A 17088-nucleotide genomic window follows, 5' to 3' on the forward strand; every position below is an offset into this window, starting at 1 on the left:
AGTGTAGCCACTTGGCACACTGATGTCCAGTGCGGGTTCTGGAACCCGTGTTCACCCTCGTTGTTCCACTCCTGCGACAAGGCCCTGCCCTCAACGCACGTTGATACTGCCCTCTTCGCCGCCGATCCATGCCTCGGATTGGATCCTTGTGACGACGCGTCCTGAGAATTGCGCGCTGCGTGCGGTTCGTCAAGGCCCCCCTGCCCGATCCGGGGCCGCCCGGAGACACGACGAAGATCACCATACCCCCCGCCACGGAGGCTGCAAGGCAACCGTGGCCGCACCCCGGGAACGCCGAAGAGCGACCACCCGGATGGATGATCGCTCCTCGGCGCTCACGCGTTACACGTCCTGACGGACGCGTTGTGGATCCTGGCGGATCCGGGAGGTCTTACTTGACCTCGACGGAGGCACCGGCGCCCTCGAGGGACTCCTTGGCCTTGTCGGCGGCCTCCTTGTTGACCTTCTCCAGAACCGGCTTCGGCGCACCGTCGACCAGGTCCTTGGCCTCCTTCAGGCCCAGGGAGGTGAGCTCGCGCACGACCTTGATGACCTGGATCTTCTTGTCGCCGGCACCGGTGAGGATGACGTCGAACTCGTCCTTCTCCTCGGCGGCCTCGGCGGCGGCGCCACCAGCGGCACCACCGGCGACGACGACCGGGGCGGCCGCGGCGGCGGTGACGTCGAACTTCTCCTCGAACGCCTTCACGAACTCGGAGAGCTCGATGAGGGTCATCTCCTCGAACTGCGCGAGCAGGTCTTCCTGGCTGAGCTTCGCCATGATGGCGGTCCTTCCACTAAATCGGCAGGTGCCGGATGTACATGTGAGGCGGGCGTACTACTGGCCCGCTACGGTCGCCGCGTTCAGGCAGCGGCAACCGGGATGCGAGCCGAGTTACTCGGCACCGCCCTGCTCGTCCTGCTTGGCACGGAGCGCGTCCACGGTGCGGACGAGCTTCGACGGCAGCGCCTGGAAGACAGAGGCAGCCTGCGACTGCTTGCCCTTCATGGCACCGGCCAGCTTGGAGAGCAGAACCTCGCGGGACTCGAGGTCCGCAAGCTTCTTGATCTCATCGGCGGACAGCGCCTTGCCGTCAAGGACACCGCCCTTGATGATGAGATTCGGGTTGTCCTTGGCGAAGTCACGAAGACCCTTCGCCGACTCCACCGGGTCACCGGTGACGAAGGCGACGGCCGTCGGACCAGCGAAGAGCTGGTCGTCGAGCGTGATCCCGGCCTCGTTGGCCGCAATCTTGGTCAGCGTGTTCTTCACCACGGCGTACTGGGCGTTCTCACCGAGCGAACGACGCAGCGTCTTGAGCTGCGCCACGGTGAGACCGCGGTACTCGGTCAGCACGGCGGCGTTGGAGCTGCGGAACTTGTCCGTCAGCTCGGCAACCGCGGCAGCCTTGTCGGGCCTCGCCATAGAGCCTCGGCCTCCTTCCGGGTGATTCGGACCGCGCGGACCCGAAGGAGGACTGGGGAAAACGAAACGCCCCGGCGCAAGCGCACGGGGCGTAGCTCGACCGGTTTCCCACCCGCACGGGGCGGCGGATTCCGGGAGCTTCTCCTGTGTCACCTGCGCGGGTCGTCCGCCGTTCAGCGGATCCTTCGGCCACCGCGCCCTCGTGCGAGCGCGCGGTAACGACCAGCGGTCTTTGGCTTCTGTAGGAGCGTACGGGAACGGGTCGCCGTCAAGCAAATCCGCCCGTACGACGGATCGGCCGGACCCGGTGGCTCAGCTCGCGTCGAGGTCCTTGAACAGGTCGGCGAGGTCGGCGACGTCCTTGGCGGGCGGGGCCTTGATCTCCACCGGCTCGTTGTAGTCGAGGAAGGTGATGGTCATGTCGAGCGGGCCCTTGTCGGTGTCGCCCTTGGTGCGGAACTGCTTGGTGTGGTCGTCACCGTCGATCCACATGTCCATCGTGAGCTTGTCGACGCCCATCTTCTCGTACTGCTTGATGCTCTTCTCGCGCCGCTCACGCGTCTTCGCGTCCTCCTTCTTCAGGGAGGCGCGCAGGTCGGCGAGGGTGACCGTGCCCGAGTAGTGGGTCGTCTCGACGCCGTCGACCTTCTCGGTGCCGATCTTCTTCACGTCCTTGGCGCCCGTGAGGAAGGTGGACTCCGCCGCCGGGTTCTGCTCGGCCTGGCTCGGCGAACCCAGCTGGTCCAGCTCCTTGCCGGCCTCGGAGCCGGACAGGTCGAACTTCATCCAGGTCTTGCCGTCCATCTCCTTGGCCATCTCGGCTCCCCCACCGATGTACATGGCCTTGTCGACGAGACGGATCTCGGTCTCCCCGGCGGCGGCCGCCTGGCCGGACGCCGAGACCTTCATGCTCATGGCGATCGTGGGCTTGAGACGCATGGACGCCTCGCCCTTGACCTTGCCGGACTCCGGCGCGGTACCGCTCATCCGGTAGTGGAGGGACGTGATGTCCTCCGTGTTCTTCGCCGCCTTGGCGACCGCGGCCGCCGGCGTCATCTCCGGCGACTCCTCGGCTCCGCAGCCGACCGCGCCGGCGGCGAGCAGCAGGGCACCCAGACCGGCGACGGGTATGGACTTGTTCATTGATTCCCCCCAAGGAATACATGCTTGCTGCACAGCAAGGCGGCGAGCCTATCCCAGAGGGGCACACGTGATCTAACGGGATTCGCGGGCCTCAGGGCCTCCCGGCCTCCTGCCGCACGAGGTCCTCGAAGTCACCGGTGTCGGACCGCGGGGGCCGCTCCGCGCGGACGCGCACGCCGTAGTCGTCGTAGTGCGCGGTCTGGGTCATCAGGCCGTTCGCCATGCGCGCCTTCTCGACCTTCTTGACCAGGAGGTTCCGCTCGTCGACCCAGATGTCGACGGTCTCGGAGGTGACCCCGGCCGCGGTGAGGCGCTGCTTCAGACCGGGGTCGGTGACATGCGCGGTGTCCACGGTGCCGGACCAGTGGGTGGCTGTCCGGCCGCGCACGGTCTCCCGCCCGGCCCTGCGCACGTCCCCGGAGGACAGCAAGAGCTCGACGGACTGGTTCGGCGTGGTGGAACGCATCTGGTCGCCCAGGTGGGCGCCGGAGCCGCCGGCGAGGGCTTCGAGGTCGTCGTAGGCGTAGCGGATCCAGTGCTTGCCGCCGGCCTGCTCGGCGAACTTCTCGCCCATGCGCGCGTAGTACGCGTCGGGCAGGTAGCGGGCCTCCATGGAGGTGGTGCCGAGCCGCCGCATGGTGTCGGCGATCGTGCCGCCGGTGTAGGTGATGGTCAGGGTTCCGGTGATGCCGTCGCGCCAGCCGAGGGTGCCGTCGGCGGTCATGGACATCAGCGCGCCCATGGTCGTGGTCGACTCGACCCGGGCGGAGCCGGCCCGCTCGGTGGCGCGCTCGGCGGAGCGCAGGGCGGCCAGGGCGCTGCCGCGCGGGGCGCGGTGGTCCGGGGCGGGGCGCTCGGCGGGCTCCGGGGAGCTGCAGGCGGCCGGTCCCGCCAGCGCGGTCACCAGCGCGAGCACCAGACCCAGTCGCCGCACGGTCGAGCCCTGCATACGTCCCCCGTTCCCCTCCGGTTCCCGCACGTTAACCCAGGGCGGGGCGGCACGTACCGGAAAAGGGAACGGGCCCCGCACCTGTGAGAGGTGCGGGGCCCGTGACCGGTTGCGTGAGCCGGCAGGCTCAGACCGCGGCCGGGTCCTCCTCGACGAGGAGGTTGCGGGTGCGGTTCGGGTCGAGCGGAATGCCGGGGCCCATCGTGGTGCTGATGGCAGCCTTCTTGATGTAGCGACCCTTGGCGGCGGACGGCTTCAGACGGAGGATCTCCTCCAGCGCCGCGCCGTAGTTCTCCACCAGCTTGGTGTCGTCGAACGACGTCTTGCCGATGATGAAGTGCAGGTTCGAGTGCTTGTCGACGCGGAACTCGATCTTGCCGCCCTTGATCTCGGTGACGGCCTTGGCGGTGTCGGGGGTGACGGTGCCGGTCTTCGGGTTCGGCATCAGACCACGCGGACCGAGCACGCGGCCGAGGCGGCCGACCTTGCCCATGAGGTCCGGGGTGGCGACGACGGCGTCGAAGTCCAGACGGCCCTTCGACACCTCGTCGATCAGCTCGTCGGCGCCGACGATGTCGGCGCCCGCGGCACGCGCGGCCTCGGCACGGTCACCGGTCGCGAAGACCAGGACCCGGGCGGTCTTGCCGGTGCCGTGCGGGAGGTTCACGGTGCCACGGACCATCTGGTCGGCCTTGCGCGGGTCGACACCCAGGCGGAAGGCGACCTCGACGGTGCCGTCGAACTTGGTCGTGGAGGTCTCCTTGGCGAGACGGACGGCCTCGAGCGGGGCGTAGAGCTTCTCCCGGTCGACCTTGGCGTCCGCAGCGCGAAGGGACTTGCTGCGCTTGCTCACTACTGCTCCTGTGGATTCTTAGGAGTCGTGGTCCGGGCCGAGCAGGCCCTGCCACTACTGCTTGTCTACGAGGTGGGTTCTCAGCCCTCGACCGTGATGCCCATGGAACGGGCGGTGCCGGCGATGATCTTCGACGCGGCGTCCAGGTCGTTGGCGTTGAGGTCGGGCATCTTGGTCTCGGCGATCTCGCGGACCTGCGCCTGGGTGATCTTGGCGACCTTGGTCTTGTGCGGCTCGCCGGAGCCCTTCTCCACGCCCGCGGCCTTGAGGATCATCTTCGCGGCCGGCGGGGTCTTGGTGATGAAGGTGAAGGAGCGGTCCTCGTAGACCGTGATCTCCACCGGGATGACCCAGCCACGCTGCGACTCGGTCGCGGCGTTGTAGGCCTTGCAGAACTCCATGATGTTGACGCCGTGCTGACCCAGCGCGGGGCCGACCGGCGGGGCCGGGTTGGCGGCACCGGCCTGGATCTGGAGCTTGATGAGCCCCGTGACCTTCTTCTTCTTGGGAGGCATAGCTCTCCGGGTCCTTTCGGTTCGGGTCCTGCCCGCCCCCGGGGACCACCCGGATGCAGGCATACCGCGCAACGATAACGGGTATGGATGCGCGGCCAAAAACCGAGCAGGTCAGGCAAGCGCCGGAGCGTTCGCCTGACCTGCGCGGAAGCGGTGGGATCCGGAAGAAACTAGTTCTTCTGGATCTGGTCGAAGGAGAGCTCGACCGGCGTCTCGCGGCCGAAGATCTCCACGAGGCCCTTGACCTTCTTCGAGTCGGGGTTGATCTCGTTGATGGTCGCCTGCAGCGTGGCGAACGGGCCGTCGGTGACGGTGACCGAGTCGCCGACCTCGAAGTCCAGCACCTGGACCTCGACCTTGCGCTGCGGAGCCGGCTTGCCCTCGGCCTCGGCGGCCTCGCGGGCGGCCTTCTCCTCGGCCTCCGGGGCGAGCATCTTGACGATCTCGTCCAGGGTCAGCGGGTACGGGTCGTAGGCGTTGCCCACGAAGCCGGTCACGCCGGGGGTGTTGCGGACGACGCCCCAGGACTCGTTCGTCAGGTCCATGCGGACCAGGACGTAGCCCGGGAGCTTGTTCTGCTTGATCGTCTTGCGGTCGCCGTTCTTGATCTGGACGACCTCTTCCTGCGGCACCTCGGCCTGGAAGATGTAGTCCTCGACGTTCAGCGAGACGGCGCGCTGCTCCAGGTTGGTCTTCACGCGGTTCTCGTAGCCGGCGTAGGTGTGGATGACGTACCACTCGCCGGGCAGGACGCGCAGTTCCTCGCGGAGCTTCTCGATCGGATCGCGGTCGTCCTCGGGCTCTTCCTCGGCCTCGTCCGCGACCTCTTCGGTCTCGGTCTCGGTCTCCGCCTCGGCGGCGTCCTCGTCCGCGACGGCGTCGGCAGCCTCGACCTCGGCGGAGGTCTCGGTGTCCTCGCTGTCCGCGCCCTCGACGGTGTCGAGCTCGTCCTCGACGGACTCGACCGGCTCGATGGCGTCGTTCACGTTCGGGTCAGACACGGTGGCTGCTTCTTCCTGGATACATGGGGGTGGAACATGCGAAAGGAGCGCCGGGTACCTCGGCGCTCTTCGCGGACTGCTCAGCCGAACACGTACTTGGCGGCGTGGCTGAGCCCATAGTCAATCACGGTGACCAGGCCGATCATGATGACGACGAAGATGATCACCACGGTCGTATACGTCGTGAGCTGGTTGCGGGTCGGCCAGACGACCTTGCGCAGCTCCGCGACGATCTGGCGGTAGAAGAGGGCGAGCCGCTTCAGCGGGCCCTTCTTTCCGCGCTTGCCGCCCTTGCGGGTCTTCTTGGACTCCGGCGCCTCGTCCTGGGCATCAGGCATGTCGATGGAGCCCACGGCGTCCGTCACTCGTCCTCACCTGATTCCGGGTCGTGGCCGTGCCGCGCCCGGTCTGAGCCGCACGGCGGTGCATTGCTGTACGTACATGCGCACACATCCTGGCGAAGGTGTGTGTAGCAGGGCCGGAGGGACTTGAACCCCCAACCGCTGGTTTTGGAGACCAGTGCTCTACCAATTGAGCTACGACCCTTTGTGTGTCCCCCAACGTACCGCATCCGTCCGGATGCCTGGTGTGCACCGGAAGGGCGCGGCCTGTGAGAGGCCAACGAGGTGAGAGTGTACGTGGTCCGCGGCCGGTCGTCGAACAGATAGGACCGCGGGACCCGCACGTTGGCGGAAGATCGCCTGCCGGGAGGGCGCCGCATGCCGGGATACCGGCTGAAGATCGACCCGGCGGCGGCCCGGATCCGGACTGTTGTTCAGGGGTCTGCCCGGCGTTGTTCAGTCTGTGAAACCCCCGTGCCGCCCACGTTTCCTGTCTGAAACGATGGGGTCCATGAGCGCTGCAACCCCTCCCACCGAGCGCCGGGTCTCCGCCCGAGTCGGCGCGATCTCCGAGTCCGCCACCCTCGCCGTGGACGCCAAGGCCAAGGCCCTCAAGGCCGCCGGGCGGCCGGTGATCGGCTTCGGCGCCGGTGAGCCCGACTTCCCGACCCCGGACTACATCGTCGAGGCCGCGATCGAGGCCTGCAAGAACCCGAAGTTCCACCGCTACACGCCGGCCGGCGGCCTGCCCGAGCTGAAGGCCGCCATCGCCGCGAAGACGCTGCGCGACTCGGGCTACGAGGTCGACGCCTCGCAGATCCTCGTCACCAACGGCGGGAAGCAGGCCATCTACGAGGCCTTCGCCGCGATCCTCGACCCGGGCGACGAGGTCATCGTGCCCGCGCCGTACTGGACGACCTACCCCGAGTCGATCCGGCTGGCCGGGGGTGTCCCGGTGGAGGTCGTCGCCGACGAGACCACCGGCTACCGGGTGACCGTCGAGCAGCTGGAGGCGGCCCGTACGGAGAAGACGAAGGTCGTGCTCTTCGTCTCGCCGTCGAACCCGACCGGCGCGGTCTACAGCGAGCAGGAGACCGAGGCCATCGGCCGCTGGGCCGTCGAGCACGGCCTGTGGGTGCTGACCGACGAGATCTACGAGCACCTGGTCTACGGCGGCGCCTCCGCGGTGTCGCTGCCGGCGGTGCTGCCCGAGCTGCGCGACAAGTGCGTGGTGGTCAACGGTGTCGCGAAGACGTACGCGATGACCGGCTGGCGCGTGGGGTGGATCATCGGCCCGAAGGACGTGGTCAAGGCCGCGACGAACCTCCAGTCGCACGCCACGTCCAACGTCTCCAACGTCGCCCAGGCCGCGGCCCTGGCCGCCGTCTCCGGTGACCTGGACGCCGTCGCGACGATGCGGGAGGCCTTCGACCGGCGCCGCAAGACGATCGTGCGGATGCTGAACGAGATCGACGGCGTGGTCTGCCCGGAGCCGGAGGGCGCGTTCTACGCCTACCCGTCGGTGAAGGCGCTGGTCGGCAAGGAGATCCGGGGCAGGCGGCCCAAGGACACGGTCGAACTGGCCGCGCTGATCCTGGAGGAGGCCGAGGTCGCGGTCGTCCCGGGTGAGGCGTTCGGCACGCCCGGCTATCTGCGGCTGTCGTACGCGCTCGGTGACGAGGACCTCGTCGAGGGCGTGAGCCGGATCCAGAAGCTGCTGGCGGAGGCCAGGGACTGACCTGTGCCTCGTGCGAGGCGGTGGCGGGCCGTTCCCCTTGCGGGGAGCGGCCCGCTTTTCCTCGTCTTCCCGTGCGAGCAAGACCACGTTCGGGGAAACCGCTACCGGGACGGCTGAGGCGTGCGGCAGGATCTTTGGATGGAGCGTGTACGTGATGTCTCTGAGCTGCCGAAAGCCCATCTGCACCTGCACTTCACCGGGTCGATGCGGCCCTCGACCGTGCTGGAACTGGCCGACAAGTACGGGGTCCGGCTGCCCGACGTGCTGAGTGAGGCGCTGATCAGCGGGGAACCGCCGAGCCTGCGGGCGACGGACGAGCGCGGCTGGTTCCGCTTCCAGCGGCTCTACGACGCGGCACGCTCGTGCCTGCGGGAGCCGGAGGACATCCAGCGGCTGGTGCGGGAGGCCGCGGAGGAGGACCTGCGGGACGGGTCGGGGTGGCTGGAGATCCAGGTCGACCCGACGTCGTACGCGCCGCGGCTGGGCGGGCTGATCCCGGCGCTGGAGATCATCCTGGACGCGGTCGAGACGACGTCGCGGGAGACCGGGCTCGGGATGCGGGTGCTGGTCGCGGCGAACCGGATGAAGCATCCGCTGGACGCGCGGACGCTGGCACGGCTGGCGGTGCGGTACGCGGACCGGGGCGTGGTCGGGTTCGGGCTGTCCAACGACGAGCGGCGCGGCATGGCGCGGGACTTCGACCGGGCGTTCGCGATCGCTCGGGAGGCCGGGCTGCTGTCGGCACCGCACGGCGGTGAGCTGACCGGCCCGGCGTCGGTACGGGACTGCCTGGACGACCTGGGGGCGGACCGGCTCGGGCACGGCGTGCGGGCGGCGGAGGATCCCCGGCTGCTGAAGCGGCTTGCGGACCGGCAGGTGACGTGCGAGGTGTGCCCGGCGTCGAACGTGGCGCTCGGGGTGTACGAGAAGCCGGAGGACGTACCGCTGCGGACGTTGTTCGAGGCGGGGGTGCCGATGGCGCTGGGCGCGGACGACCCGTTGCTGTTCGGCTCCCGGCTGGCGGCGCAGTACGAGATCGCGCGGGTCCATCACGGCTTCACGGACGCGGAGCTGGCGGAGCTGGCGCGGCAGTCGGTGCGGGGGTCGGCGGCGCCGGAGGATGTGAAGGAGAAGTTGCTGGCGGGGGTGGACGCGTGGCTGGTGTCTTAGCGCTCGATCGCGCGCGCCTTCGCCTGGCGGTGGGTGGTGGGTCGGGGCCGCGCCGGGGGGTGCCCGTCCTCGGAACGGCGCGATCGAGTTGCGTGCCGACTGACTGTCCGTCGACGCGCCAACCGCTGCGGGCGGACACCCCCCGGCACGTCCCCTTGCGTTCGACGGCGGGTGCAGGCCGCCCTAGCTGCGGGCAGTCGTGCCGCTGGGGCGATGGGGGTCCCCCCTGCTCGAGCGAAGCCGAGAGCTTGGGGGAGGGTGGGCGCGGCGGTGTCCCGCTACGCCGGGTTGCGGGCCCACGCGGCACCAGCGGCGACTCCGCGGTGCCTACAGGCTGACCCCGACCGTCACCGGCTCGTTGACCAGCGTGATGCCGAAGGCCTCGTGGACACCGGCCACGACCTCGCGGGCCAGGGCGAGGAGGTCTTCCGTCGTGGCGCTGCCGCGGTTCGTCAGCGCCAGCGTGTGCTTCGTGGAGATCCGGGCCGGACCGTCGCCGTAGCCCTTCCCGAAGCCCGCCTTGTCGATCAGCCAGGCCGCTGAGGTCTTGGTACGGCCCTCGCCGGCCGGGTACGCCGGCGGCTCCACCCCGTCGCCGAGCCGGTCGCGGACCCGGGCGCGGAACGTGCCGAAGTCCGCGTCCGTGAGGATCGGGTTGGTGAAGAACGACCCCGCCGACCAGGTGTCGTGGTCCTCGGGGTCCAGGACCATGCCCTTGCCGGCCCGCAGCTTGAGCACCGTCTCCCGGGCCGAGGCGAGCGGGACGCGGTCGCCGGGCTCCACTCCGAGCGCCCGGGCCGTCTCGGCGTACCGGAGCGGCGCGGAGAGGCCGCCGGCGTCCTCCAGGGCGAAGCGGACACGCAGGACCACGTAGCGTTCCGGGTCGGACTTGAAGCGGCTGTGCCGGTAGGAGAAGGCGCAGTCCTCGTTGGAGAGGGTGACCGTCTCGCCGGTGCGGCGGTCGTAGGCGACGACCTCGGTGATCGTGGAGGAGACCTCCTGGCCGTACGCCCCGACGTTCTGGATGGGTGTCGCGCCCGCCGAGCCGGGGATGCCGGCCAGGCACTCGATGCCGGCCAGGCCCGCCTCGACCGTGCGGGCGACGGCGTCGGTCCAGACCTCGCCGGCCGCCAGCTCCAGGCGCGTGCCGTCGAGGGAGAAGCCCTGGGTGGCGATGACGAGGGCGGTGCCGTCGAAGCCCTTGTCGCCGATGACCAGGTTCGAGCCGCCGCCGATGAGCAGCAGGGGCGTCCCCGTCTCGTCGGCTTCGCGGACGACGGCGATCACCTCGTCGTCCGTCGTGGCGGTGACCAGCCGGGTCGCGGGGCCGCCCAGCCGGAAGGTGGTCAGGGGGGCGAGGGGGGCGTCGTGGAGTTCCTGCACGGGCTCAAGACTACGAGACGGTGCCGACGGCCCCCCGCCCACGTGGGTGCCCTCAGGGCAGGCGGCGCAGTGCCTCGGTCCAGGGCACCGGGAGGTCGTCGCTGCTCGCCTGCCAGGTGACGAAGGCCGCGTCCCTCATCTGCGGGGCGAGGGCTCGGGCGGTGCGCCCGTGGGTTCCGGCGCGGGCGAAGGCGTGGAGGGCGTCCTTCGACTCCCAGGCCGACAGGGTCCAGAAGGTCCGCTTCAGGGGCTTCGCCCGCAGGGTGGCTCCGCGGGCGCCGGGGCTGCGGCGCAGCTGCCGCAGGACGGCGGGGGTGCCGGCGAGGAACCTCAGCGCTCCCCACAGGGTGCGGGTCTCGAAGCGTGAGGCGAAGACGTGCACCTCGGCGCCGGGGGGCGGGGTGTCCGGGACGGTCCAGGGGAGGGTGGGCACGGCCGTTTCTCCTTGTCGGTCCTGCGGGTTCAGTGGGAGGCCCCGGCGAGTTCGGGTGCCTGCTCGGCCGGGGCCGGCTGCCGCTCGGTCCGGCGGCGGCCCGGGATCAGCAGGGCCGCCACACCCGCCAGGGCGACCACCGCGGAGCCGGTGACCAGGGCGGGCCGCATGCCGTCGACGAAGGTCTGGCCGGTCTCGTAGCCGCCCTGGGCGGAGAAGATCGACGCCATGACGGCGATGCCGAGCGCCCCGCCGACCTCGCGCAGGGCGTTGTTCGCGCCGGAGGCGATGCCCTGCTCCTGGGGCCGGACGCTGGACATGACCAGGTGGGAGGCGGGGGCGAAGAACAGGGCCATGCCGACGCCGCTGACGACCAGGGCGGGCAGCTGGGCGGCGTAGGAGGCGTCCGCCGTGGCCACGACTGCCATAGAGCCGAGGCCGAGGGCCTGCAGGAAGAGGCCCGCGGCGACGACCGGGCGGCCGCCGATCCGGTCGGCCAGGATGCCGGCGATCGGGGCGACGAGCATCGGCATGCCGGTCCAGGGCAGCATCCGCAGGCCCGCCTCGGTCGGCGAGTAGCCGAGGACGCCCTGCATGTACTGGCTGAGCAGGAAGATCGAGCCGAACATGCCGAGGAACATCAGCAGGCTCGCCGCGTTGATGCCGGAGAACGCCCGGGAGCGGAACAGCCGCATCGGAAGCATGGGGTTCTTCGCGCGGGTGCTGTAGAGGACGAAGCCGGCCAGCAGGGCCGTGCCCGCGAACAGGCCCGTGAGGACCAGGCCGCCGGTCCAGCCGTCGACGGGGCCGCGGACCAGGCCGTAGACGATGCCGAACAGGCCGCCGCTGGCGAGCAGGGTGCCGGGGAGGTCGAGCGGGGCGCCGGTGCCGTGGGACTCGGCGAGACGGAGGCGGGCGAGGGGCAGCAGGGCCAGGCCGAGCGGGACGTTCAGCCAGAAGATCCACTGCCAGGAGATGTGTTCGGTGAGGGTGCCCCCGACCAGGGGCCCGGAGGCGACCGCTAGTCCGTTGACCGCTCCCCAGATGCCGTACGCCATGCCCCGTTTGGCGGCGGGCACGGCCGCGGTCAGCAGGGTGAGCGTCAGCGGCATCATCACCGCGGCCCCGGCGCCCTGGACGGCGCGGGCGGCGATCAGGGAGTCGATGCCGGGTGCCATGGCGGCGGCGGCGGAGGCGCCGGTGAAGACGGCGAGTCCGGCGAGGAAGAGCCGGCGGCGGCCGAAGCGGTCGCCGAGGGCCGCGCCGGACATCAGCAGGACGGCGAAGGTGAGCGTGTAGGCGCTCACGGTCCATTCCAGGTCGTGCAGTCCGCCGCCGAGGTCCTCCCGGATGGAGGGCAGGGCGGTGGTGACGACGAGGTTGTCGAGGGCCGCCATGAATCCGGCGACGCTGGTGATGACGAGGGCCCAGGCGGCTCCCCCGCGGCGTGCGGTCTGCTGTGACATCGCTCCCCCAGGAGTGTGTGGTGTCTCTGCGATGATCGATTAGTTATTGATTACTAACTTCCGCGGGCATGGGAAGGCGCGGGACAAGCGCCTTCACAGGTCAGTGCTGCAGCCCCTTGGCACGCGCCGAGGGGTACATGCCCTCCCAGACGCGGTGCTCGGGCGGGAATCCCATGGCGACCAGGCAGTTGATGAGCATCCCGTACGCCATGAACTGCGTCGTCTCGACGGGGTCCGCCCCGAGCGGCAGATGGACGGTGTCCCACAGCCGCATCCAGCCGGCCCGTACCGATACGCCGAACTCGTGGTCGCCCTCTTCCTCGGCGGCCTTGACGGCGACGTACATCTGCATCTGCATCAGCAGCCGCTCGGGCCGCTCCTCGATGACCTTGGTGTAGGCGTTCCCCATGGCGTGCAGGGCCTCTTCGCCTTCGAGGCCCTCGGCGGCCTCCGCGAAGGTGCGGATGGTGTCCTCCACGCAGCGCTCGGCCGCCGCCAGGAAGATCGCCTTCTTGCCCGGGAAGAGCCGGAACAGGTAGGGCTGCGAGACCCCGACGCGCCGGGCGATCGCCTCGGTCGACGTGCCGTGGTAACCGCCGCGGGCGAACTCGGTCGTCGCGGCCCGGATGACGCTCTCGCGTCGCTCCTCCGCACTCATCCTGGGCATGCAGCCAAGTTAGTACTCAATCACTAACTACGTCAAGCGGGTACCGCCCGATCCCACGAGCGAGGGGCGCCCTCCGGCGGAAGGCGCCCCTGACCAGGTCTCTTTCGCCGGCTCAGGCCAGCCGTACGACCGCCCGCGACATGCCCAGCACCTTCTGCCCGGCGCTGGTGGCCGTCAGGTCCACGCGGACGGTGTTGTCGTCGAGCTTGGCCGCGACCTTGCCGCTGACCTCGATCTCGGCGCCGCGGTCGTCGTTCGGCACGACGACGGGCTTGGTGAAGCGCACGCCGTACTCGACGACGGCGCCCGGGTCGCCGGCCCAGTCGGTGACCACGCGGATCGCCTCGGCCATGGTGAACATGCCGTGCGCGATGACGTCCGGCAGGCCGACCTCCTTGGCGAACTTCTCGTTCCAGTGGATCGGGTTGAAGTCGCCGGAGGCACCCGCGTACTGCACGAGGGTGGCACGGGTCACGGGGAAGGTCCGGGCCGGCAGTTCGGTGCCGACCTCGACGTCGGACCAGGAGATCTTCGCCGTCATGGGATCGCTCACGCCTCCTCGGCCGCGCGGGCCACGAGCTTGGTCCAGGCGGTCACGACGTGCTCGCCGGCCTCGTCGTGGACCTCGCCGCGGATGTCCAGGATGTCGTTGCCCGCGAGGGACTTGACCGACTCGATGGTCGAGGTGACGGTGAGCCGGTCACCGGCCCGCACCGGGCGGCGGTAGGCGAACTTCTGGTCGCCGTGCACCACGCGGCTGTAGTCCAGCCCGAGCCGGGGGTCCTGGATCACCTGGGCCGCGGCCTTGAAGGTGATGGAGAACACGAAGGTCGGCGGTGCGATCACGTCGGGGTGGCCGAGCGCCTTGGCGGCCTCCGCGTCCTTGTACGCCGGGTTGTCGTCCCCGACCGCCTCGGCGAACTCACGGATCTTCTCGCGGCCCACCTCGTAGGGCGCGGTGGGCGGGTACGTCCGCCCCACGAAGGACTGATCGAGCGCCATGGCCCGGCACCTCCTGGTAGCTCTACTGACCGGTATGGGTCCCTCAACGACACGAGGCCGCCCCCGATTTCTCGGGAACGGCCTCGCGTACGAGCCTGATTTATCGCGTTTCGCGGTGCGCGGTGTGCGCGTTGCAACGCGGGCAGTGCTTCTTCATCTCCAGGCGATCCGGGTTGTTACGCCGGTTCTTCTTGGTGATGTAGTTCCGCTCCTTGCACTCCACGCAGGCCAGCGTGATCTTCGGGCGGACGTCGGTGGCAGCCACGTGAGTGCTCCTAAGACGAACGGATGGACTGTTTAACGCAAGAAGAGTAGCCGATCGAAGGACCGACCCCGCAATCGGCTACTGAGAGTAGCGGTGACCGGACTTGAACCGGTGACACAGCGATTATGAGCCGCTTGCTCTACCGACTGAGCTACACCGCTTTGATGTGGTCCGGCCCCGCCTTGCGACGGAACCAGTCACACCAGAGCCCCAAAACGGAATCGAACCGTTGACCTTCTCCTTACCATGGAGACGCTCTGCCGACTGAGCTATTGGGGCGAGCGATGAAGACATTACACGGTCGCCCGCCGTTCGCCCAAATCCGTTCCGGGGCACTCACCCCCGGCGCCCGGCACGGCCTTCCCGGCGGCCCCACCGGTGCTCCGGCCCCACTCGAAGCTCCCGTTCCGCACGCGGACCACACCGGTACGACTATTGCGCTCCTCCCCGCCACGGGCGGAAGGCCGTCCTAGGCTCGTCTCACTCTCAGTGATCATGCGTCCTCGCGTGCAGAGCCCGAGCCCCTGGAGCGCGATGCCCGACAGCCAGCCGCAGCCGCCCCCGCCCCCGTCGTCCTCGCCGGGTCCGGCCGACCCGTCGTCGCTGCTGCTGTGCGGGGCACGGCTCACCGACGGCAGGACCGTGGACGTGCGGCTGGGCGGCGGGCGCATCGAGGCGGTCGGCACGGCCGGCAGCCTGGGCGGCCCGCGCGCGTGCGGCGCCCGGGTCGACCTGCGGGGCTATCTGCTGCTGCCGGCCCCGGCCGAGCCGCACGCCCACGCCGACACCGCCCTGTCGGCCGACGCCGAGGGCCCGGTCTCGTACGAACCGCAGGACGTCCAGCGCCGGACGACGGAGGCCGCGCTGCTCCAGCTCGGGCACGGGGCGACGGCGCTCCGGGCGCACGTGCGGGTGGGGGACGTCCAGGGGCTGGGCGCGCTGGCGGCGGTGCTGCAGGCCCGGCGGGCCCTGGGCGGGCTGGCCGAGCTGACGACGGTGGCGATGCCCCGGGTGCTGACCGGGGTGGCCGGGGCGGACGGGCTGGCGATGCTGCGCGACGCGGTCAAGATGGGCGCCTCCGTGGTGGGCGGCACGCCCGACCTCGACCCGGATCCGGCGGGGTACGTGGAGGCGGTCCTGGAGGTGGCCTCCGAGCACGGCTGCCCTGTCGATCTGCACACGGACGCCGGGGACCCGGCGCGGCTGGCCCGGCTGGCGGCGATGGCGGGCGGGCTGCGTCCCGGGGTGACGCTCAGCCCGTGCGGCGGCCTCGGCCGGCTGCCCTCGGAGGCGGCCGCGCGGATCGCGGACCGACTCGCCGCGGCCGGCGTGGCGGTGGTGTGCCTGCCGCAGGGCGGCTGCGGCGGGGTGGACCGGCGGGGCACGGCTCCAATCCGGCTGCTGCGCGCGGCCGGGGTGCGGGTGGCCGCCGGGAGCGGGGCGCTGCGGGACGTGTCCAATCCCGTGGGGCGGGGCGATCCGCTGGAGGCCGCGTTCCTGCTGGCCTCGCGCGACGGGCTGACGCCGGAGGACGCGTACGACGCGGTGAGCTGCGCTGCGCGGGCGGTGCTGGGGCTGCCCGAGGTGCGGGTGGAGGCGGGGTTCCCGGCCGAACTGCTCGCGGTGCGCGGCGACCGGCTGGCCGGGGCGCTGTCGCTGGCGTACAGCCGGGTGGTCGTGCACCGGGGGCGTGTGGTGGCGCGGACCAGCGCGGTGCGGGAGTACTGCAGTTCGGCGGCCTCGGTGGAACTGGGGCTGCCGCGGCAGGGGCGGGGCGGGGTGTCGTAGGCCGAGGGTGGGGCGGGGTGTCGTAGGCCGAGGGGGGGCGGGGTGTCGTAGGCCGAGGGGGGCGGACGCGGCTGTGCGGCGGATGGGATCCGGCTGACGGAGACGTGCGGCCGGCGGAGGCCCGCAGCGGGCGGAGACGTGCGGCCTGCGAAAGAGGGCGGCGGACCGAGTCGTGCGGCCTGCGGAGCCGGCGGCGGGCGGAGACATGCAGCCTGCGGAAGAGGGCAGCGGACCGAGTCGTGCGGCGGGCGGGGCTGTGCGGGCGTACGGTCGAAGGCATGCGCATTGTCATCGCTGGTGGTCATGGTCAGATCGCGTTGCGGCTGGAGCGGCTGCTCGCCGCGCGCGGAGACGAGGTGGCGGGGATCATCCGCAAGGCCGAACAGGCCGACGATCTGCGGCAGGCCGGTGCCGAACCGGTCGTGCTCGACCTGGAGTCGGCGTCCGTGGACGAGGTCGCGGAGCGGCTCAGGGGTGCTGACGCCGCGGTGTTCGCGGCGGGTGCGGGCCCGGGGAGCGGGGTGGCCCGCAAGGACACGGTGGACAAGGCCGCGGCGGTCCTGTTCGCGGACGCGGCGGTGCGGGCCGGTGTGCGGCGCTTCGTGATCGTGTCGTCGATGGGCGCCGACCCGGAGCACCCGGGCGACGAGATCTTCGACGTGTACCTGCGCGCCAAGGGTGAGGCCGACGCGTATGTGCGCGGTCTGGACGCCCTGGACTGGACGATCCTGCGGCCCGGTCAGCTCACCGACGACGCCGGCACCGGCCTCGTCCGTCTGGAGGCGCGTACGGGGCGCGGCCCGGTCCCGCGCGACGACGTCGCCGCCGTCCTCGCGGAGCTGGTGGACACCCCCGCGACGGCAGGGCTCACGCTGGAGCTGATCAGCGGGTCGGCGCCGGTGTCGGTCGCCGTGAAGTCGGTGGCGGGCAACTGAGAGCCGCAGGGCG

General features: G+C 70.6%; 19 protein-coding genes and 3 tRNA genes. 4 read left to right on the plus strand and 18 right to left on the minus strand.

Features of this window, described 5'->3' with window-relative positions:
- Positions 1–391 precede the first annotated feature (391 nt).
- From rplL to ACF07N_RS10525, 9 genes are all read right to left on the minus strand, one after another.
- Positions 392–781 carry a 50S ribosomal protein L7/L12 gene (gene rplL / locus ACF07N_RS10485; protein ID WP_003998852.1) on the minus strand — a complete coding sequence of 130 codons (390 nt, stop codon included), beginning with the start codon at positions 779–781 and terminating at the stop codon, positions 392–394.
- Between the two features lie 114 nt (positions 782–895).
- A complete protein-coding gene (gene rplJ, locus ACF07N_RS10490; protein ID WP_383334194.1) occupies positions 896–1426 on the minus strand; it encodes a 50S ribosomal protein L10 in 531 nt (176 codons plus the stop codon).
- A gap of 312 nt (positions 1427–1738) precedes the next feature.
- Positions 1739–2569, minus strand: coding sequence for a DUF1396 domain-containing protein (locus ACF07N_RS10495; protein ID WP_392110623.1), 831 nt, complete (start codon positions 2567–2569; stop codon positions 1739–1741).
- Between the two features lie 91 nt (positions 2570–2660).
- Positions 2661–3518, minus strand: a complete 858-nt coding sequence (locus ACF07N_RS10500) for a hypothetical protein (RefSeq protein WP_392110626.1) — start codon at positions 3516–3518, stop codon at positions 2661–2663.
- A gap of 127 nt (positions 3519–3645) precedes the next feature.
- Positions 3646–4371 (minus strand): 50S ribosomal protein L1, encoded by a 726-nt coding sequence (gene rplA / locus ACF07N_RS10505; protein ID WP_094054437.1) that lies wholly within the window; start codon positions 4369–4371, stop codon positions 3646–3648.
- Positions 4372–4451: 80 nt separating this feature from the next.
- The gene (gene rplK / locus ACF07N_RS10510) at positions 4452–4886 is read right to left on the minus strand and encodes a 50S ribosomal protein L11 (RefSeq protein ID WP_093613725.1); all 435 of its coding nucleotides are present in this window, start codon (positions 4884–4886) and stop codon (positions 4452–4454) included.
- A gap of 170 nt (positions 4887–5056) precedes the next feature.
- Positions 5057–5887, minus strand: coding sequence for a transcription termination/antitermination protein NusG (gene nusG, locus ACF07N_RS10515; protein ID WP_383334200.1), 831 nt, complete (start codon positions 5885–5887; stop codon positions 5057–5059).
- A gap of 80 nt (positions 5888–5967) precedes the next feature.
- Positions 5968–6252 carry a preprotein translocase subunit SecE gene (gene secE, locus ACF07N_RS10520; RefSeq protein ID WP_010036800.1) on the minus strand — a complete coding sequence of 95 codons (285 nt, stop codon included), beginning with the start codon at positions 6250–6252 and terminating at the stop codon, positions 5968–5970.
- Positions 6253–6360: 108 nt separating this feature from the next.
- A tRNA-Trp gene (locus tag ACF07N_RS10525) sits at positions 6361–6433 on the minus strand.
- A gap of 306 nt (positions 6434–6739) precedes the next feature.
- On the opposite strand from ACF07N_RS10525, the gene ACF07N_RS10530 reads away from it, so the two are divergent.
- Together ACF07N_RS10530 and ACF07N_RS10535 are read left to right on the plus strand one after the other, a co-directional pair.
- Positions 6740–7966, plus strand: coding sequence for a pyridoxal phosphate-dependent aminotransferase (locus ACF07N_RS10530; protein ID WP_383334204.1), 1227 nt, complete (start codon positions 6740–6742; stop codon positions 7964–7966).
- Between the two features lie 138 nt (positions 7967–8104).
- A complete protein-coding gene (locus tag ACF07N_RS10535; protein WP_392110631.1) occupies positions 8105–9136 on the plus strand; it encodes an adenosine deaminase in 1032 nt (343 codons plus the stop codon).
- Positions 9137–9463: 327 nt separating this feature from the next.
- On the opposite strand, the gene ACF07N_RS10540 is transcribed toward ACF07N_RS10535, so the two are convergent.
- The 9 genes from ACF07N_RS10540 to ACF07N_RS10580 form a co-directional block, all read right to left on the minus strand.
- Positions 9464–10519, minus strand: coding sequence for a UDP-N-acetylmuramate dehydrogenase (locus ACF07N_RS10540; RefSeq protein ID WP_383334208.1), 1056 nt, complete (start codon positions 10517–10519; stop codon positions 9464–9466).
- A 52-nt stretch (positions 10520–10571) separates the two neighbouring features.
- Complete coding sequence (locus ACF07N_RS10545; protein WP_392110635.1) at positions 10572–10952, minus strand: DUF3291 domain-containing protein; 381 nt, start codon at positions 10950–10952, stop codon at positions 10572–10574.
- Positions 10953–10981: 29 nt separating this feature from the next.
- Positions 10982–12418 (minus strand): MFS transporter, encoded by a 1437-nt coding sequence (locus ACF07N_RS10550; protein WP_392110637.1) that lies wholly within the window; start codon positions 12416–12418, stop codon positions 10982–10984.
- Between the two features lie 100 nt (positions 12419–12518).
- Positions 12519–13085, minus strand: a complete 567-nt coding sequence (locus ACF07N_RS10555) for a TetR/AcrR family transcriptional regulator (protein WP_392110640.1) — start codon at positions 13083–13085, stop codon at positions 12519–12521.
- Between the two features lie 112 nt (positions 13086–13197).
- Positions 13198–13626, minus strand: coding sequence for a MaoC family dehydratase (locus ACF07N_RS10560; RefSeq protein WP_376329397.1), 429 nt, complete (start codon positions 13624–13626; stop codon positions 13198–13200).
- Positions 13627–13634: 8 nt separating this feature from the next.
- Positions 13635–14087, minus strand: a complete 453-nt coding sequence (locus tag ACF07N_RS10565; RefSeq protein ID WP_392110642.1) for a MaoC family dehydratase N-terminal domain-containing protein — start codon at positions 14085–14087, stop codon at positions 13635–13637.
- 100 nt (positions 14088–14187) lie between these two features.
- Positions 14188–14352: a 50S ribosomal protein L33 gene (gene rpmG / locus ACF07N_RS10570; protein ID WP_003948671.1), complete on the minus strand. Its 165-nt coding sequence runs from the start codon at positions 14350–14352 to the stop codon at positions 14188–14190.
- Between the two features lie 88 nt (positions 14353–14440).
- Positions 14441–14513, minus strand: a tRNA-Met gene (locus ACF07N_RS10575).
- Between the two features lie 45 nt (positions 14514–14558).
- Positions 14559–14631: transfer RNA gene (locus tag ACF07N_RS10580), tRNA-Thr, on the minus strand.
- 255 nt (positions 14632–14886) lie between these two features.
- Here ACF07N_RS10580 and ACF07N_RS10585 point away from each other — a divergent pair.
- Complete coding sequence (locus ACF07N_RS10585; protein ID WP_392111127.1) at positions 14887–16140, plus strand: amidohydrolase family protein; 1254 nt, start codon at positions 14887–14889, stop codon at positions 16138–16140.
- A gap of 278 nt (positions 16141–16418) precedes the next feature.
- Positions 16419–17075: an NAD(P)H-binding protein gene (locus ACF07N_RS10590; RefSeq protein WP_383334220.1), complete on the plus strand. Its 657-nt coding sequence runs from the start codon at positions 16419–16421 to the stop codon at positions 17073–17075.
- Positions 17076–17088 lie beyond the last annotated feature (13 nt).

Source organism: Streptomyces sp. NPDC015242 (genome assembly GCF_043079125.1).
In the GTDB taxonomy this organism is placed as follows: Bacteria; Actinomycetota; Actinomycetes; order Streptomycetales; family Streptomycetaceae; genus Streptomyces.